The 977-nt window shown below is 57.6% G+C and carries 1 protein-coding gene; it reads right to left on the bottom strand.

Annotated features, from left to right (window positions below):
• Positions 1-347: 347 nt before the first annotated feature.
• Positions 348-977 (bottom strand): hypothetical protein (locus tag BSCG_RS30500; protein ID WP_241762153.1); only part of this gene is annotated, 630 nt, incomplete at its 5' end.

Genomic DNA, 977 nt, shown 5'->3' with positions numbered 1-977 from the left:
TGGCAGAAGTAACTAAGGGGCGGTGGTCGGGGTGGCGGCTTGCCGCCATAGTGGTGGCGTTTCCACTCCGCATGGCTTTTTTCGCCTGGGGGCGGAAAAATAAAACAATCCATATTAAACATAACCACGCATTATGCACCCGACTTGCCTGAATGGCAAGGCGTGCGGGCATAATGACCCGTTATGTTGAATATCGCTACCCCTTTGTTTTTCTGCCGGTCTCTTTTTGGGTGTCCCCCAAAAAGGAAGACGGAAGGAAAACAATTGCTGTCGCGGCGCACGCAGCATCGCGTCTGCACGCGCCCGAAGGACGGCGAAGGGTGCTTACTTCCACAATACAAACCCACTCAACCGTAAACCCGGGAACCCCGCACCGCAGGGCTGCACTCCTGGCTAACACTTCCGTTCCTATAGTCAGCCGAAAAGAGGTGGCGGATTCTCGCCTTAGTCCCGGCGTTAGTGCCGGGCGGAGCGAAACCGCACCGGGCATCACAGCTGTCACCCGTTCCGCAGGGGATACCCTTCCGCAAGGGTTTCCACCGCATAGGCTGTCGCTTGTAGTCCGGCTGTGCCGGGGTGTGAGCGGAAGCCGGAGCCGTATGCGTCAGGCGGTAGTAACTTCCGTAATCACCCACTTTGCCAGCCTCGACTGTTACACACAGGAGTAACTTTTGGGAAGACTTCCCCCAAGAACGTTCCATAGAAACACTGTCAGAGGGCGGCTTTCTTTGCGCCCATTGGGTGGCTACGGGAAAGCAAGGAAAGCGGCACGGTGCACAGAAACACCGCCCGTCCGAGAAACGCTGCCGGTGAAGGAATATTGCTATTAAACACTGACGGAGTGCTGCTGCGGGGGACGGGGCTGTGTGGGCGGCGGTATTCCCGCTGCACGCATTGCCACGAACCACACGGCGGCACGGTGAGCAATCAGACGATAAGCCGCTCGCGAAAGTAATCCGCTTGGTTCGGCACTTGCC

Source organism: Bacteroides sp. 2_2_4 (assembly GCF_000157055.1).
In the GTDB taxonomy this organism is placed as follows: Bacteria; Bacteroidota; Bacteroidia; order Bacteroidales; family Bacteroidaceae; genus Bacteroides; species Bacteroides ovatus.
This window is presented reverse-complemented; position numbering and strand designations above follow the sequence as displayed.